Genomic DNA, 17,567 nt, shown 5'->3' on the forward strand with positions numbered 1-17,567 from the left:
ATAGTCCGTAGTAATTCAACTTTATCGGAAATAACTATGACTATCCTCTTTAGCAATCAAGTACCGAGTATTGGAAATTTCAGTGATGGCGTTCCCTACGAACTAGGCATGAAATTCCGCAGTGCAACAGGCGGACAAATTACCGCCGTTCGCTTCTGGAAAGCCCCTAGCGAGACAGGAACTCATGTTGGTAATATCTGGTCAGCGACGGGAACCCTGTTAGCAAGCGCCACTTTTACTAACGAGACGGCTTCTGGTTGGCAGGAGCAGGCTCTGGATACACCACTGAACATTCAAGCGAATACGACCTATACAATTTCTGTCAACATAAATGCTTATTACGTTGCTACTTATGATGAACTGGCCAGCCCCATCGTCAATGGGGATCTTAGCTCAGTCGCAGATGGCAACAATGGAGTATTTAATGGGAGTCCAGGATCTTTCCCAACAGGTTCTCACCGAAATAGCAACTATTTTCGTGACATCAACTTTGTAGCTGTTGCCCTACCTACGATTACAAAAATCAGCGGCGATAATCAGACTGGTGCAGGCGCAACTCCCTTGTCTAACCCCTTGGTTGTTCTGGTGAAAAACAGTACTGGCAATCCTCAGTCAGGAGTGACGGTGAACTTTGCCGTTACCAGCGGCGGAGGGTCAGTTTCTCCGACAACAGTATTAACTGATACTAATGGACAGGCTAGTACCACTTTAACGCTTGGAGCTAATCCTGGTGCGACAAGTCCTGTAATGAATACAGTGAGCGTCACAGCAGAAGAAGTAGGTAGCGTTACTTTCTCTGCTTATGCCAGTCCTTCGGGAAACAGCCAAACTCTGTTGACAACTCAAGTACCCAATTTTCCAAATTCTACTGATAACGTTGCCTATGAATTAGGCATGAAATTTCGCGCTACTAGAGGTGGACAGGTTGCCACCATTCGTTTTTGGAAAGCCGCTAGCGAGACAGGAACTCATATTGGCAAAATCTGGACGGCAACGGGAACTCTGTTGGCAAGCGTCACTTTTTCTAACGAGACGGCTTCTGGCTGGCAGGAACAGCTTCTAGAGACGCCAGTAAATATTCAAGCTAATACGACTTATGTAGTCTCTGTCAACATCAACGCCTATTACGTCGCCACCTATGATGAACTGGCCAGCTCCATAGTTAATGGCGACCTGACCTCAGTAGCAGATGGCAACAATGGGGTATATAATTCGAATCCCAATTATTTTCCCACCAGTTCTTTCCGGAATACTAACTATTATCGCGACATTGCCTTTGTCGCTGGTAGCATCTTGGTTAAAGTCAGTGGAGACAATCAGAGTGGCGCCATAGGCACACCTCTGACCAACCCCCTAGTCGTGCGAGTCGTCAACGCTCAAAACATTCCTCAGTCAGGAGTTACGGTTAATTTTGATGTTGTCAATGGCGGGGGATCAGTCTCGCTTGCCAGTGTAGTCACTAATGCTAGCGGTCAAGCAAGTACAATTTTGACACTAGGACAGGCTCCTACCGCACCTGGAGGAACGGTAGTCAGCGCCACGGCGGCAGGCATCGGCAGTGTCACTTTTTCGGCTACAGCAACCCCGGTAAACCCCAATGCCATCTATTTAGAAAACCTCAATCCCGGCACGACTAATTGGAAGCTTAACAATCGGGGTAATGGCGAGATCGCTGGTTATGCCTCAGCGACCAGTGCCAGTAAAGGGGGAACGCTGGACATTAAGGTTTCTCTGGCACAAGCGGGACAGTTTAGCATCGACGTGTATCGCTTGGGCTACTACGGTGGCACAGGCGGAAGGCTGATGGCAAGTAGCGGTTTACTCAATGGCACGACCCAAGCTGCTTGTACCCTAGACCCTGATACCCGCTTGATCGAGTGTAACTGGACAACTTCCTACGTAGTCCAAGTAGCCAATAACTGGACTAGCGGTCTTTATGTAGCCAAGTTGACCCACCAGGCAACAGGCATCATCGCCCATGTGTGGTTTGTCGTTGTCGATGATAGCAGCACTGCCGATATTCTGTTTCAGAGTGCCGTTTCTACTGTCTTGGGCTACAGCATGACGGGAGGTTACAGCCTGTACAACTCTCACAGCATTAACGGTCAACGAGCTTTTAAGGTTTCCTACGACCGGCCGTTCTCCCAAGCAACCTATATCACCGACAACCAGGCCGACACACCCCTGCGATGGGAATACAATATGGTGCGCTGGCTAGAATCTCAAGGTTACGATGTCACCTATACCGACAATATGCAGATTCACAGCAACGAACAAAAATTGCTCAATCACAAAGTATTCTTGTCTGTAGGGCACGACGAGTATTGGTCTAAAGAAATGCGCGATCACGTCGAGACTGCCCGCAATGCTGGCATTAATTTGGGATTTTTCTCTGCTAACACTTGTTATTGGCGAGTCAGGTTTGAAAATTCTACTGTAGCTGCTGGGCAAGTGAAGCCCAACCGAGTAATGGCCTGCTACAAACAAGATTGGGCAGTAGATCCAGTTGCCCAGCAACAGGGATCGTCAGCAGCCACTAATAAATTCCGCAGCTTCCAAAACCAGCGACCGGAAAATGCCTTGTTAGGAGTAATGTACGGTAGCGACACCTCAAGTCTTTACGGCGGTTTTAATTATGTCGTTACCAACAGCAGCGATCCTTACTATGCAAACACGGGACTCCAGAACGGGGATCAGCTGACTATGTTAGTCGGCTATGAATGGGATTTTCTCGTTGATAATGGGTCTGCGCCTGCTGGTCTGGTGATGTTGTCCCAGTCGCCAGTCCAACCCTCTTTCTTATTGCCAACTTTCGACGAACCGGCTGGAGAACAAACTCTCCCTGCTAATCAGGATTTTAATACATCCCACTCAGCCCGCTACACAGCTAGTAGTGGCGCTAAAGTCTTCGCGTCTGGCAACATTCAGTGGGCATGGGGGCTAGACAGTAACGATGTTAGCCCAGCTCGAGAAGATATTCGCGCCAAGCAAATGACTGTCAACATCCTAGCAGATATGGACGCTAGACCACAGACACCAAATCCAGGATTGATTGTTCCTTAAAGCAACCCACAAGGAGTATGGTAATGCCATCATTGAAACGCCGACAATTTGGCCAGCTCGCAGCTGCCAGTTTGACTTCCACTGTTGTTGCTGGTATCTCTAGTAAGGCAGTTGCTCAAGAAACCGCCACCAAGCAGAAAATTATTTATGCAGTAAACCTCCTGAGTACATCCAAGACTCAAAACTGGGAAAACCAAACTCCGCCAGTGGAACTGAGTACTGCTGACCTAACAACGGGAAAAATTCTCTCTAAGGTCAATCAGCTATCTCTGTCCGTTGAAAATCTATTGTCTGTACCGAAAAACCCTCGCGCTTTCTTTCTCAATGACTATAGTCGGATTTCAAAAGCGATAATGCTGAAAAATGGGACTCTGGTAATTTCTACAGTCTCTAGCACCAAAGATGGTCATTTCAACCATCTAATTTCAATTTCTAGTATAGGAAGTCTTACTATCCCCATATTTGGAGCGAAAAAAGTACTAGGCTTCAAGAGAGCGAATCAAACTGTTGAAAGTTTGCTCAGTCTTCCTAATAATCAACTTCTGTGCCTCGTAGGGACTGAAGGCGTCCCGCCTTTTAGCTTTAGGACGCTCGATTTGACAACAGGTCAAGCTCTTGCCCGTGACGAACTGGCCTTACCCTCACTGCCGCCTACCCATCGATTCGCTAACCTATGCCAAGATCTCAAGGGAAATATTTTCGCAACTGAAATCGGCTCAGAAGGTTTCCCCGTTTTAATCTCTATGAACTTGCAGGAGAAAGCCATAGTTACTGGCAACGTCAAAATTAAGAGATTGACTCCACTGAGCTTTGAAGGACGCCCACTCTCTTACGATCTCCAAGATTTAACCTTTTCTTCTGATGGTCAATTGCATGCGCTTGCTGCTGACGGTAATAGAAAAAACACTGCTGTGTATACGGTAGACGTGAAATCTGGCAAGATGGGGCTAGTAAGGAAATTTGCAGCTGAAAAGTTTGCATTTTTATAGTACTACAGCGACCTTTTGTATAATCTGCTGTCAATTGTTCATGCTCATGTAGGTAAATAGATAAAGTGCAGAATTCTCAATGTTTTGAGGAGAGATATAGTCGACTAATTCAGGGTCAGGAGTAAAAACCCCAATGAGCAAAGCGATTAGCAGCACGATCGCAGTCCAAACAAAATATCAATACGCGATCGCATGAAGGTTTTAATTCATGCGATCGTTTAGTTGAAAGCGAAAATTTTTACAAAAATACCATTATTTCACCTCTATTTCATCAGACTCTATAAAAAGAATAAAATCCAGCATTCAAATTATTGTTACTATATAAAGGAAAAAATTATGTATAACATTCATAAACCAAAACTTGTTTTTTTTCAATGGGTTAATAAAGGATCGGCTAAATTCTACAGCGCCTTAAAGCAACAGCACGTTAAATGTCTAAGAGAATTTTTTGAAGTCATTGTTATTAATGAAGAATATGACTATCAGCAGGTCTGTGAAAAATATCAACCAGACATCACCTTATTTGAAAGTGGTATTGCATCATATACTTCTCAACGACATATTCAAAATACTTCTGCTTATCCAGAAATCCCCAAGCTAGGTTTTTATAACGGAGATGCTTGTTGTGGATTTCATACGGCCTTCCTTGCTGATATGGAAAATTGGGGGATCGAAACATTTTTCTCCATATCTATTTCTTTAACTGAGTATCTTCCAGAAATTGTTGAAAACTTATTTTTCTGGCCAAATTTTATAGATTCTGATATATTTAAAGACTATGGCGAGTCTAAAAACATACCGATTATCATCAGTGGCAACCAAAGTTTACTCTACCCTTGGCGAATAAAAATTAACAAGATTGTATCGAAGTATTATCCATCTTTAATTTGCCCGCATCTGGGATATTTAGAAACTCGAGAAACATCAAGAATGATGTTTGGCGAACAGTATGCTCGGACAATCAATGCTTCTTGGTTTTCACCAGGATGTGGTTCAATGGCCAGAGATTTGGTTCGCAAACTTCTGGAGGTTCCCGCAGCCAAATGCTGTTTAATTACAGAAAAAAACCCAACTGTTGAAGCCGCAGGTTTTGTAGATATGGAAAACTGCGTCTTTGCTGATGAAAACGACATATTAGATAAACTTGATTATTTATTTCAGAACCAAGATGAACTAGAAAAAATTATCAATGCAGGCTATGAACTAGTTCATTCACAGCATACATTTAAACAACGAGATCAAATTTGGCAATGGTTTAATCTCCATAAGCAACTCAAACCAAATCAAAGAATTGTTCAGAACAATCCTTTTGAACCAATGGCGATCGTAGATATATCGTCAGGCATTAAAAATTCACCTATTATTATTAATGCATTAGATAAAGCGATTTTCCATCAAGGAGATGAAAAACTCTGGGCAGGTAAATACGATGAAGCAGAAGCTTGCTATCTTAAATGCCTAAATTATGTAGATTATCAGTCTCAACCAAAATTACGATTGGCATTGTGTAGCCTTTACAAAGGAAATGCAGCAACAGCATACGATTGGATTACTCAGCCAATTAAATGGACTCTTGATATATCTAAAGAATTAGCTCCTGATCCTGTAGAGTGGGCTTATTTGATTATTTCTCTCCTTTGTCAAGGAAAATTAAATGATGCCATCGACTATGCTCATAAGTATCCCTCTCTTTGCCATCCTGAACTTGAGCGTACTCGTTGGGTCGTTAATACTCTAATAAATAAAGATACTTTACCGTACAGTGAACCATTAAAGTACCGCTGTAGCGCTCATCAATTGCCTAATCTAAGCTTCCAAGAATGGCTAGATCGCCTCTGTACTATGCTTACAGCATGTCAACAATTCGATTTCGTGAAATTGTTGAGTGGTTCGGCTTCTTTAAAATCTCACTCATTAAAAAAACAAACAAAATCTTTTGTAAAATTATCTAATTTGGTAAAATTAACGCCATATAAAATGGACTTTAAGCAATGGCTAACATCAAATTTAAAAACATTACTACGTCAACCTTTATCTCGTTTAGAAACTAGATTTGGTTATTTCCTTCCTTACCAATTTTCCACGATAAAATCTGATGAATTTTTTCAGACAATCCGCAAAATGGTCAAGGAAAAAGATATTAAAACAGCTTTAGTAATAGGAGCATCTAGTGGAGAAATTATTACCGAGGCGCTTTTAACGGGTATTACAGAGAACCCAAACAAGCCAATTGCCTTTTGCGTCAATATTTCTACTCCTCAATTTAAGAAGCTACAAAAGCGTTATCTTGCTGAATCTCTTGTCAAATACTATAATATTTCATCTCTTTCTTTAGAGAATTTACCTCAAGAACTAAGTAAAATTATTAAGAAAATTAAAGAAGAAAATAATATTAATGTTTTTGATCTTATCTTAATCGATGGTTCTCAAATCAGCACAAGTATTGAAGAATTAGAAAATGAATTGTCTGGCTATAAATTTATGTTACTAGATGATATAAATACATTTCATAGCTACAAAATTTATCAAAAATTGCTTTTAGATTCTAATTATTTAGTACTTACTCAAAATACTGATTTACGTAATGGTTATGCCATTTTTGAACAAAAACATTGATTTCTAGTTCAAACTGAAAAAGATATATAGGTTAGGAAATTAAAAAATGAAAGTTAGTGATTTTTCTTACAAGGTATCACATCACTTAATTTGGCGAGCAGAACAATTATTAATTGATTTTCAAAGTTCTTCAATTAATAGGGAACTGACTAAACTAGGTTGTTTAACTAAAAACAATATAAACACACACATGACTGCTCATGAGCTAAATATGCTCTACATCTTAAGCAAGGATCTGGGAGAATCTGCAAAAGTTTTAGAAATAGGATCTTATTTAGGAGCATCTAGTTGTTATATTGCTGCTGCTGTCTCTCCCAAAAATGGACACTTATTTTGTGTTGATACTTGGGAAAATCAAACTATGCCAGAGGGTGAAAGAGATACATTAAATGAATTTAAAAATAATACTAAAGCAGTAGCTCAACACATCACTGCCATCAGAAAGAATAGTCAGGAACTTAGACCTTCAGATTTTGGCGGGCATTCTTTAAATCTCGTTTTTATTGATGGCGATCATAGTTACCAAGGAGCAAAAAATGATTACGAAAAAGCAAGTCCTTGGATTGTCGGAGGAGGTATTCTTGCATTCCATGATTGTATTGCTTTTGAAGGTGTAGCTAGAACAATTGGTGAAGCTCTGGCTAGCGGTAACTGGAAGTTTGGCGGACAAGTCGATAATCTTCTTTGGCTACGTAAAGTAGAAAAGGGTTGTTTAGAATTTGAACATTCAGCATTTTAAAACAAAGCCTAAAATCATTATTGTATGGAATTAGCTCTCAGTATAGTTATCTGTGCCCACAATCCTCGTAAGAACTATTTAGAAAGGGTTTTACAAGCACTTGAATTTCAAACTTTATCCAAAGATTTTTGGGAACTTTTGTTAGTTGATAATGCGAGCGATCGCCCTCTAACTACGGAAATTGATCTAAGTTGGCATCCCCAAGCTCGTCATATTCGAGAAGAACAACTGGGATTGACTGCGGCTAGGCTCAGAGGAATGCGAGAAGCTACGGCTGGAGTAATAGTATTTGTTGATGATGATAACGTTTTAGATTCAGATTATTTAGAAACCACATGGCGAATTAGTAAAGATTTTCCATTCATTGGTGCTTGGGGTGGACAAATTAAAGCGGAATTTGAAGTAACACCTCCGTCTTGGACAAAACCTTATTTAGGAAATTTGGCAATTCGAGAGTTTGAGCGCGATCGCTGGTCTAATTTAATAGAGCAGTATGAAACAACCCCATGCGGGGCTGGGCTTTGTATTCGCAAGGTTGTTGCTGAAAAATACAGCGAGTTAGTTCGTAACAATCCTCAACGAGCAAATATGGATCGCAAAGGTAAAATGCTTACCTCTTGTGGAGACTCAGACTTAGCATTTACAGCTTGTGATATGGGTTTAGGTACAGGGCTGTTTGCATCACTCAAGCTGATTCATTTAATACCTGCTAACCGTTTAAAAGAAGATTATCTCTTGCGTTTAGTAGAAGGGTTAGCTTACTCACAAATTATGCTGACATATTTTCGAGGTACTATTTCACCTCAATCTTTTTGGCGATCGTCAAAGATATATTCGCTGTATTTAGGTATCAGATATGGTTTGAGAATATCTCGTTTTCATGAAGCTGCACAAAAAGGTAAAAGACTAGCTCTGAAAGAGATTGGTAATTAGCAAAATAGCTTAATTGATAAAGGAGTATTTATGATAGGATCGGTAACGTTAAAAAAATTCTCAAAATATGTTTTTTAAATTAGATTTTTTAATATGCTAAAAAAAACTCTCAAAGCTACATATTTTTCATATATAAATTTGCTTCGCAAGCTACCAATAAGTTCCGAAATTTTAGGTCCTCCAAAAGACTTTTATCAAGAGGCTAAGGATTATTGGCTATTAAATTTTAAAAAAAACAACAAACAAAGTCAAGGAAGTTTTATTAGCATATCTTCTCCAAGTTCAATACATAGAAAATTTCCGAAAACCATCAAAGATGAAGTTCACTGGAAATTTGAGATAGAGTATAGTCATGAATATCCAGAGACATTTGTGACTGTAATACCACAAGGCCGTGTATGGGGTCATAATGGTACTGTTATAACCCCAGATGATAAGTTACTGGGTGATTTGTCTTTGGAAATTGGTAGAGATATCAGCGAGCATTCAATACTCAAATCTTGGAGATTACCAAATCTACATTACGTAGATGGAACTGTTGCTGTTTTATCAGCTGCTGGAGGCGAAGGATACTTTCATTGGATGTTTGACGTTTTACCACGCATTCATTTACTCAAACAAGCTGAAATCGATTTCAGTCATATAGACAAGTTCTTAGTTAATAGCTTAAATCTTTCTTTTCAGAAGGAAACATTAGAAATTTTAGGTATTCCTGAAGAAAAAATTATAGAAAGTCGTAAATTTCCTCACATCAAAGCTAAACAATTAGTTGTACCTTCCCTACCAGGACAGACAGGAAATATCCCCAAATGGGCTTGTGATTTTCTCAAAATAAAAATTTTAGTTAATAATTATATTGAAAAAGTAGGTAAAGGAAATCTGATTTATATAAGTCGTGATCGCGCAGCTGTTCGTCGAGTTATAAATGAAGATGAATTAGTTCCATTTTTAAAAAAGTTCGGCTTTGAAGTAATTTTTTTAGAAAAGATGTCAGTAGCTGAACAAGCTTCAGTTTTAGCCTCTGCTTCTGTGATTGTGGCTCCTCATGGTGCTGGGTTATCCAATCTCGTTTTCTGTTCTCCTGGAACTAAAGTTATTGAGTTATTTTCACCGAATTATATAAATGTCTGTTATTGGGTTCTTTCAAATAATATGCAACTTGATTATTATTACTTAATAGGAGATGGAGAAAAGCCAGATAAATTTTGCGATCCTCATTACATGGCTGAAAACATATTAATTAATATAGATTCCTTAGCTCAATTGTTAAAAATAGCAGAAGTTAATTATCACTAAGTATGACCAATGACAAGCAAAAAATCCGGTAGCATAAGAACGTTCAAAAAACAGGAAACTTGGGACAAAAGCTTGCCAAGTATTTCTGTGATTACAGTTACATATAATCGGCTTCAAGATTTAAGTGAAACATTTTCAAATGTTATCTCTCAGACTTATGAAAACGTGGAGTATATCGTCATTGATGGTGGTTCTCAGGATGGTACGGTAGAATTTCTGCGCCAAAACAATGAGATAATATCCTACTGGGTTAGCGAAAAAGATGGTGGCATATATGATGCTATGAACAAAGGATCTCTGATCGCTACCGGAGATTGGATAATTTTTATGAATTCTGGTGATAAATTCTTTGCAGACGATACCTTGGCTCTGGTTGCAGAACATCTTAATGGTTCAGAAGATGTTGTGTATGGAGGATTTGAATCTATTTTAGTTGATCGATATCAAACACGTGTTTTTCAGAATAAGCCTCGTCATATTTTAGATCTATGGCGTGAAATTCCGACTTGTCACCAAAGTATTTTTGTAAAAAGAAAACTACAAGTACAATACTTATTCGATAGATCATTTGTTTGGTGTGCAGATCATGACTTTCTTGTTCGACTGTATGCAGATGGCTATAAATTCAAAGAAATTCCGATATTAATTTCAAAATTTAATGCTTCTGATGCTGGTAGCAGAAATCTTCTCACTTACACTAGAGAACGATGGCGTATCAGTAAACGCATTGCTAGCCCTTTGAAAAGACATAGATATTTCTTAAAGGAATATTATGGTTTTTTCCTTTGGAAGAACATGGTTAAAATACGCGATCTTTTACCAAAAAAATGGGTTTTGGCTCTGAGAAAATATCGTCAAACAGGTTAATTTTTTTGAATTTTATCGATTAAATATTTGGAGAGTTATAGTATATGTTATTATTTCGTAATTTAATTAAAAATCTTGCTTTTAATATACTTGATCGACGTAAACAACGTGGCTTTCACTTGATGCACGATTTAATATTTTGGTCTAGAGAAACACCTATAGAAATAATTTTTGATGTCGGTGCAAATATTGGTCAGACAGTAATAGAAATTAAGCAATATTTTCCTAATGCTCGTGTAGAAGCTTTTGAACCTATTGAATCAACATTTAAAAAATTAAAAGAAAACTGTTCGGGATTACCAAATGTCACTTTGAATAAATTTGCTTTTGGCTCGAAATCAAGTCAAATTACAATAGAATTAAGTGAAGAATCTTTAGTAAATTCTATGTTGAATACAGTTCATAGCTCGGCATTACAAGTACAGTCTAAAAAAACTCAAGAAGTGATGGTAGAGACTATTGATAATATATGTGATATCAAAGGGATAAAGCGGATTAATTTATTAAAAACAGACACGGAAGGATATGATTTAGAAGTCCTCAAAGGTGCTAAATCTATGCTCTTAGAAAATAGAATCGATTTTATTTTATCAGAAGCAACTTTCGATCCAACTGAAAAAACACACACCTATTTCTGTGAGTTAAACGAATATCTTTACGAGCATGGATATAAAGCAGTTGGCTTCTATGATATCTGTCATACCGCAGGTAGCAAACCATCTATATGGTATTGTAATGTTTTGTATGCCAATGGCAATTTAAGTATGATTTAACTTCAAAATCAATTAGTTTCCTGGAGGTTAAGTTAGAAAAATATGGCATATAGTTCAGCCATTGGAGTTTATTTTTCTGCGAATGATGTTGTTTATGACTGGACGATCGCTTTTCTCAACAGCTTCAGAAAGTTTAACCGAGATTTACGATTAATCCTCATTCCATTTAACGAACAGTGCGATCGCATTTTAAAATTGAGTGATACCTACAAGTTTGAAGTATACACAGACCCCTGTTTTTCTCGCCTAGAGTCCATTGGTCAAGCATTTGAGCTTGGTTACACCCCTACTGGTTGCTACTGGTTCAGACGCTATGCATCCTTTTGGGGACCTCTAGACTATTTCATGTACTTAGATGCTCGACAACTGGTGTTAGCCAATCTTCAACCCTTCATTGAAGCAACAAAAACCCTTGGATTTGATTTTCTGCATTACGACTGTGCTATTGACGAAGTTTACGAACGAGGAGAATTTCGTCAAGAACTGTTAAAGCAAAATCTAGGACGTGGCTTCAACTCTGGTCGCTGGGCTTCTCGTAAGGGATTGTTTTCAATAGAGGAGTTTGAAGAACTAGCCCACAGGGCAATGAAAATCAGAGATCAACTCAACCCCCGCAATACAGATCAAGTCTTTATCAACTACTGCTGTGACATGAAGCCTGTGCGTTATGGTCACTTTGCGGAAGTATTTGGCGGAATCTGTCAAAATGGTTGGGCTCCTCAGCTAGGTAAAATTTACCAAGCTAATGGGAAATACTTTTTATGGAACTTTGGTCGTGTAGATCATAATAAGCAAATTATTCTTTTGCATTGGGCAGGATATAAAATGAACTCTCTCATGCCTCACAGAGATTTATTTTATAAATACTTGTTAGCAAAACAATCTCTTCCAAAGTATCTCACACTTTATATAACTACTATTCTAGACTTTTTTTGGAGACTACCATTTGATTTTTTACGCAGTAATTATTTAGTTAATACTTTATATCATCAATTGCGGAAAAACTATAAATTTTAAAATTTTATAAAATTAATCTTCAGGAATTAAATATATGTTAGTTTCAGAGCCAACCTCAATACAAAACAACAAAATCCAATCAGTTTCAGTTCTTATTCCTACTCATAATCGAGATTGGTTATTGAAAAAAACTTTAGACAGTCTTGCTCAAGTTGAGATGCCTGCCAATCTAAATTTAGAAGTTATTGTTACAGCTAATGCATGTACAGATAATACTCTAAATTTATTGATTGAGTATCAAAAAACATTTCCTTACACCTTAAAGTTTTTTGATGAAATTCAACCTGGAGCTAATATTGCTAGGAATCGCTGTCTCCAAGAATCTCAAGGTGAGATTTTAGCCATAGTAGATGATGATGTGCAGTTTGATAAAGGATGGCTGGTAGGATTAGTAGAGGCTTTTGAAAACTTTTCTGTAGATATCGTTGGTGGTCGAATCTTGCTTTGGTGGGAAGCAGTAAAACCACCAAAATGGTTAAATCATCAATTAGAAATACTACTTTCTGCTTATGACTTAGGTAGTCAGGTTATACAAGTCGATCTACCAGGCCCAATTGCGGCAAATTTAGCGTTTCGACGCCATGTATACGAACAACTTGGATTAATGCATACAGGTATCCAAAATAAAAATAATAAAATCAACCGGGGAGATGAAGTCGAATATCTCTATCGAGCTAAAAAGGCTGATTTTAAAGCTATTTATGTTCCCAAAGCCTTAGTTCACCATTGGGTATCTCCTAACAAATTAAGCTCTAACTTTTTTAAAATAGCAGGTTTAGGATTTGGAAATTCTAGAATTTATCTCCAAGATAAACTAACTATATTTATTTTCTTAAAATCTTTACTAGGATTTTCATATCTGGCTTTCAGATATGGATTAGCAACGTTATTAACTCAAAATAGCAAAAATAAATCAGCATATTTGCAGAATTTATATACATGTATGGTAGGTGTAGGAGGATTGCAGGGAACCTTAGATCGATTGTTCGCCAAAACAATGTAATTATTTTTAATTAAGCTGAATTAAATGCAAATTACTTCCTATATTCATCCTATAAGCACCTACCTTCCTTGTACGGGAATCGGTCGTCATATTAACCAAATGTTATTAGGTCTTGCAGTCCAAGAGGAGATAGATCTAGAGTTATTTTTTTCACAGCAATGGCTAAATACTGATAGGAAACTTGACCCACGTAGCCCTTTGCGAGACCTTCCTTTTTTTACCTTTCCTTCACCAGAAAATTCAACGGAGCGCACCTGGAAACTTTTTGGTTTTCCTCGTATGGATCGCTACATTTCTGATAAAACAGACTGGCTTTATGCTCCAATGCAAACTTATATTCCAGTATCAAAATGTCCGATCGCGGTTACTATTCATGATATCCAAGCATTAGAACCAAATTTACCCTGGTCTGGTACTTGGCAACATCGATGGTTTCGTTACAAGTGGGAACGCTGGCTGCGTCGGGCTTTGTCGGAATGTCGGCTAGTGTTTACTGTATCAGAATTTTCTAAACAGCGGATGGTAGAACTATTAGGTGCTAATCCGCAGAAAATTATAGTGGTTGGAAATGGTGTTGAGCAATCCTTCTTTGATGTTGCCTCCGTCAACCCAAAAGAATCAGAGATCCCCGTCAAAAAACCTTACGTCCTCGTAATCGGTGGTTTACGTCAGAAAAAAGGAGCTAAATATGTTTTGGCAGTTGCAGAATCACTCCAAAGGCGCAAAAGCGACTTAAATATTGTATTTGCTGGAGATTCGGAACCAGAATATGCCGATGTGGTTCAGGCATATTCCAACGTGACTTTGTTGGGTATGGTTCCAGATGGAGATTTGCCTCACCTCCTACGTGGAGCATCATCTCTACTTTTCCTATCTCCATACGAAGGATTCGGTATACCTGCTCTTGAGGCGATGGCGGCTGGTGTTCCAGCCATTGTTGCAAATCTAGCTTCGCTTCCAGAAGTGGTTGGAGATGCTGGTATTATAGTTAACCCAGAGGCAACAGATGAAATTGTAGATATTTTGCTAAATATTAATAATAATTCGTCTCTTCGCCAAGAATACATTCAGCGAGGACATAAACACGCAGCGCAATATACTTGGTCACGTTGTGTAAATAGATTGATAACTGCATTTAAAGAGTTTGCATAATGTTAGCGATCGGCCAAAAAAACAGCACCCCCTTAATCACAAAACCACAATCTGTCCAATTTGGTTGTGGTCTATGCGCTCCTAGCCAATGGATCAATTTTGATTCTAGTCCGGCACTGCGCTTACAAAAATTACCAATGATCGGTAACTTAATACCCTCTGGCCCGTTTGGTAGATACCCACAAAATGTCAAGTACGGGGATATTGTCAAAGGTTTACCCATACCAGAAGCAAGTGTTGATTATTTGTATTGTTCACACATCTTTGAACATCTGACGTTGAACGAACTACGTTTATCTCTACAAAACTGTTATCAATATTTGAAACCAGGCGGGATATTTCGTTTTGTTTTACCCGATCTCGAATTTATGGCTCGACAGTATGTTAATTCAACATCTGCTGATGCGGCATTAGAATTTATGCGCGTCACTTGGTTAGGCAAAGAAAATCGTCAACACGACTTGATTGCCTTCCTGAAAGAATGGTTGAGTGGCACTCAACATTTATGGATGTGGGATTATAAATCACTATCAATTGAACTCGAAAATGTAGGGTTTAAAGAAATACGTCGAGCTTACTTAGGAGATTCTGGTATTTCAGTATTTTCTGAGGTAGAAGATCCACAACGCTGGGAAAATGAACTTGGCATTCAATGTAGTAAATAAATATGGGTCTTAAGGTTGTTTTTTGCTGGTCTGATATCTCTGGTTATATGGCAGCCTGCTGGCGAACTTTACATCAAATAGCAGAAATTGATGTATTTGTCATTGCCTTTCAAGCTCGTACTGAAACAGCATTTGCCGATGAATTGATGCAGGGTATTTCTTGCCGACTTTTGGATATCAAAGAAAGACAAGATGCAAATTTCATCAAACGTTTAGTGCTGGCAGAATCTCCAGATGTAATTGTTCTTTGCGGTTGGTTACATAAACCTTATCGTAAGTTGGCATTTGCTTCCGAATTAGGTAAAACAGCCTTAGTTATGACTATGGATACCCCTTGGTGGGGTACGTGGAAACAACATTTAGCTCCTTGGTTTCTTCACTCCTACTTGCAATGTATAAATAGTGTTGTTGTTGCCGGAGAGCGTAGTTGGCAATATGCTTCACGTTTAGGAATTGAACCAGCAAATATAGCGCATGGAGTTTATGGTATTGATTATGATGTTTGGTCTCCATTGTACGAACAACGCCTTAAGTCCCAATGGCCGCGTTCATTTTTATTTGTTGGTCGCTACGTTGCAGTTAAAGCAATTGATGTCCTTGTAGAAGCTTACCAAATTTATCGTTCTCAAGTATCTAATCCTTGGACTTTGGTATGTTGTGGACAAGGAGCATTGGCATCACATATTGAGGGAAAACCAGGAATTGAAAATCGCGGATTTTTACAACCATCCCAAATGCAAGCCGTATGGCGATCGGCAGGAGCTTTTATTTTGCCCAGTCGATTCGATCCTTGGCCGCTAGCTTTAGTAGAAGCTGCTGCGGCTGGATTACCTATTATTTGTACTGATGTTTGTGGTTCTGCGGTTGAGGTAATTCGACCTTGGTATAATGGTTTAACTGTACCTAAAGAACAGCCAAAAACTTTAGCTAAGGCAATGTTGACTTTACACCAGAACTATGCTGATTTACCAACTTGGGGAAAGCGATCGCAACAATTAGCAGCTCCTTACGCTGCCGATATTTGGGCAACTCGTTGGCAAGAATTATTACACAATGTACATCAGATGAAAACAATTAAGCAAAATACAAGTAATCTGGTTACTGAAAATTTGGCATGAATTTTCAAGCATGAATTCAGATCCTATTAGCAAACTTCTTGACCTCATCCTTAGCCCTTATGGGATATTGGGTATTGTCATCGGTCTTTTCATATTAGATAAAGCTACACGTTCCCGCCGTTTAGCTTGGCTATTATTCGGATTTTGCTGTTATGCAACTTCCTTAGGAAAATATCAAGATGAATGGATAACTGAACCACCATCTTTAGTTTTTCCCTTGCAACAGCTACGCGATATGGGTCGCCCCGTAACAATAGTTCTCTTGATTTTACTTATCATACTGGGAATGCAAACACAGAATGGATGGCGGCGGATAATTATTCCCCAGCCAGTTTATTACCTGATCGCATTTCAAGTGGCAGTTTTTTTTAAAGTTCTAATTTATGGTGACGTAGCTTTTGCCTTACTTGCAATAATTACATTTGGGGCAATTGTGCTGATGTTTAAGTTAGGCCCTTCCCGGTGGTTGCAGGATGAACACAACTTCCGCTTAGGTGTTTGGTCACTGGCAATGGCCGGTGTCATTTTTGCGATCGGCTGTGCTTATCAAGGAAGATTTAATATGTCTGCAATGACATTTGTACAAGGTAGATTCTTAGGAACTACTGGTAATTCACAACATGCCGCTGCGCTGTTAGCAGGTACCGTTCCCTGCTTCATGTTTCTCATTGAAAGCCGGAAAAAATGGGACTGGATAAAAGCTTTATGGATCGCTCTTTTACTTGTTGTTGCATACTTTTTATTTCTCACAGGTTCTCGGACTGGTGCAATTATGGGAATCAGTTCGATTTTATTTTTCTATCGTAATAGAGCTGGATCTTTACTACGCTTAGGCTTATTTGTTGGTGTCTTATTAGGTGTCATCTTTTGGTTCATAAGTCCGGAAGCCATTACCGAAAGCACGCCAGCAAGTAATCGATTCATTTCAGGTGCAAATACACGTGAAGGAGCTTGGAGTGGGATGTGGAATGGCTTTATGAGTAATCCATTCTTTGGTTCCCCTTTGTACGGAGGACGTTTGGTTTTTGGAGAAAACTCTTGGTTAGCTGCTGGAGACACTACAGGATTGATCGGATTTATACCGATAGTCATGATGGGGTTAGGCTGTTTGAAGATGATGTTTGAACTGCATAAATTAAGTAATACAAAACCTGCTTATTTTTTGCATAGTAGTACTGTGATAGCTGGTTTAGCCGGTCTTTTGGTAGGAAGCTTTTCAGAAGCTATTCTTTTAGGTAATATGTCTTTTCCTGTCTTTTCACTGCTGATGTATTTATCACTGGGAAAATATTTACTTGATTTGGATCGGATGGAGAATAAGTATTTATTGTAGCAG

General features: G+C 38.7%; 14 protein-coding genes. All 14 read left to right on the plus strand.

Annotated features, from left to right (window positions below; all coding sequences use genetic code 11):
* Positions 1-36 precede the first annotated feature (36 nt).
* Positions 37-3,063: a N,N-dimethylformamidase beta subunit family domain-containing protein gene (locus ACEYW6_RS13955; protein ID WP_412980149.1), complete on the plus strand. Its 3,027-nt coding sequence runs from the start codon at positions 37-39 to the stop codon at positions 3,061-3,063.
* Between the two features lie 23 nt (positions 3,064-3,086).
* Positions 3,087-4,052, plus strand: coding sequence for a hypothetical protein (locus ACEYW6_RS13960; RefSeq protein ID WP_412980150.1), 966 nt, complete (start codon positions 3,087-3,089; stop codon positions 4,050-4,052).
* A gap of 336 nt (positions 4,053-4,388) precedes the next feature.
* Complete coding sequence (locus tag ACEYW6_RS13965; protein ID WP_412980151.1) at positions 4,389-6,668, plus strand: glycosyltransferase; 2,280 nt, start codon at positions 4,389-4,391, stop codon at positions 6,666-6,668.
* 46 nt (positions 6,669-6,714) lie between these two features.
* Entirely contained in the window at positions 6,715-7,407 is a 693-nt protein-coding gene (locus ACEYW6_RS13970) for a class I SAM-dependent methyltransferase (protein WP_412980152.1), read from the plus strand.
* A 24-nt stretch (positions 7,408-7,431) separates the two neighbouring features.
* Positions 7,432-8,340: a glycosyltransferase gene (locus tag ACEYW6_RS13975; protein ID WP_412980153.1), complete on the plus strand. Its 909-nt coding sequence runs from the start codon at positions 7,432-7,434 to the stop codon at positions 8,338-8,340.
* Between the two features lie 93 nt (positions 8,341-8,433).
* A complete protein-coding gene (locus ACEYW6_RS13980; protein ID WP_412980154.1) occupies positions 8,434-9,636 on the plus strand; it encodes a glycosyltransferase family 61 protein in 1,203 nt (400 codons plus the stop codon).
* Between the two features lie 9 nt (positions 9,637-9,645).
* Positions 9,646-10,503 carry a glycosyltransferase family 2 protein gene (locus ACEYW6_RS13985; RefSeq protein ID WP_412980155.1) on the plus strand — a complete coding sequence of 286 codons (858 nt, stop codon included), beginning with the start codon at positions 9,646-9,648 and terminating at the stop codon, positions 10,501-10,503.
* Between the two features lie 44 nt (positions 10,504-10,547).
* The gene (locus tag ACEYW6_RS13990; RefSeq protein ID WP_412980156.1) at positions 10,548-11,276 is read left to right on the plus strand and encodes an FkbM family methyltransferase; all 729 of its coding nucleotides are present in this window, start codon (positions 10,548-10,550) and stop codon (positions 11,274-11,276) included.
* A 42-nt stretch (positions 11,277-11,318) separates the two neighbouring features.
* Complete coding sequence (locus ACEYW6_RS13995; protein WP_412980157.1) at positions 11,319-12,293, plus strand: hypothetical protein; 975 nt, start codon at positions 11,319-11,321, stop codon at positions 12,291-12,293.
* Positions 12,294-12,327: 34 nt separating this feature from the next.
* Positions 12,328-13,296 carry a glycosyltransferase gene (locus ACEYW6_RS14000; RefSeq protein ID WP_412980158.1) on the plus strand — a complete coding sequence of 323 codons (969 nt, stop codon included), beginning with the start codon at positions 12,328-12,330 and terminating at the stop codon, positions 13,294-13,296.
* A 24-nt stretch (positions 13,297-13,320) separates the two neighbouring features.
* The gene (locus ACEYW6_RS14005; protein ID WP_412980159.1) at positions 13,321-14,448 is read left to right on the plus strand and encodes a glycosyltransferase family 4 protein; all 1,128 of its coding nucleotides are present in this window, start codon (positions 13,321-13,323) and stop codon (positions 14,446-14,448) included.
* Positions 14,448-15,113, plus strand: a complete 666-nt coding sequence (locus ACEYW6_RS14010) for a class I SAM-dependent methyltransferase (RefSeq protein ID WP_412980160.1) — start codon at positions 14,448-14,450, stop codon at positions 15,111-15,113. Before ACEYW6_RS14005 ends, ACEYW6_RS14010 begins: the two co-directional genes overlap by 1 nt.
* Positions 15,114-15,115: 2 nt before the next feature.
* Positions 15,116-16,231 (plus strand): glycosyltransferase family 4 protein, encoded by a 1,116-nt coding sequence (locus tag ACEYW6_RS14015; protein WP_412980161.1) that lies wholly within the window; start codon positions 15,116-15,118, stop codon positions 16,229-16,231.
* A 10-nt stretch (positions 16,232-16,241) separates the two neighbouring features.
* On the plus strand, positions 16,242-17,564 hold the full coding sequence (locus ACEYW6_RS14020) for an O-antigen ligase family protein (RefSeq protein WP_412980162.1): 1,323 nt from the start codon (positions 16,242-16,244) through the stop codon (positions 17,562-17,564).
* Positions 17,565-17,567: the final 3 nt, after the last annotated feature.

This window comes from Nostoc sp. UIC 10607, assembly GCF_047228265.1.
In the GTDB taxonomy this organism is placed as follows: Bacteria; Cyanobacteriota; Cyanobacteriia; order Cyanobacteriales; family Nostocaceae; genus Nostoc; species Nostoc foliaceum_A.